The sequence below is a fragment of the Bacillus sp. JJ1474 genome, assembly GCF_036965225.1.
Taxonomy (GTDB): domain Bacteria; phylum Bacillota; class Bacilli; order Bacillales; family Cytobacillaceae; genus Cytobacillus.
This window is the reverse complement of sequence record NZ_JBALPC010000015.1, coordinates 1-446: the sequence shown is the minus strand read 5'-3', so window position 1 is coordinate 446 and position 446 is coordinate 1. Positions and strand designations below refer to the sequence as shown.

The window sequence follows — 446 nt, the reverse complement described above, 5'->3', positions numbered from 1 at the left end:
GCTAGACAGTTCTCAAATTTGGAAAAGTTATACAAACACTTTAATAATAATTGTTATCATTATTTTATGGAGTCATGTTTTAACTCATAGTAAAATTGGTATAAGCTAATCAATGAGGTGATAAAATGAAGGCAAAATCATTACTTATAGGCTTTTTAATAGGTGGTGTAGCAGCAGGGATTAGTACTCTATTAACTGCCCCAAATTCTGGAAAAGAAACGAGTCGAAATTTAAAAGAAAATGCTGGAAATATAAAGAAACAAATGGAAGAGCTGAAAAATCAGATCATTGATCTAAAGGATACAGCTTTAAGGGGAGGCAAGGAAAGCAAAATCATCATTGCTGAATTTTTATCAGATGTGAAAACGATGGTTGATGAATGGAAACGTGATATCCATTCCGGCCAGCAAGCTTTACATAAGGAAATTCATGCGATTGAAGAGGCT

Annotated in this window: 1 protein-coding gene; it reads left to right on the top strand. The window is 33.4% G+C overall.

From position 1 onward, the window contains the following. Nucleotides 1-125 precede the first annotated feature (125 nt). Nucleotides 126-446, top strand: a 321-nt coding sequence (locus V7164_RS02700; RefSeq protein WP_335353349.1) for a YtxH domain-containing protein, incomplete at its 3' end; no start/stop codon positions are given.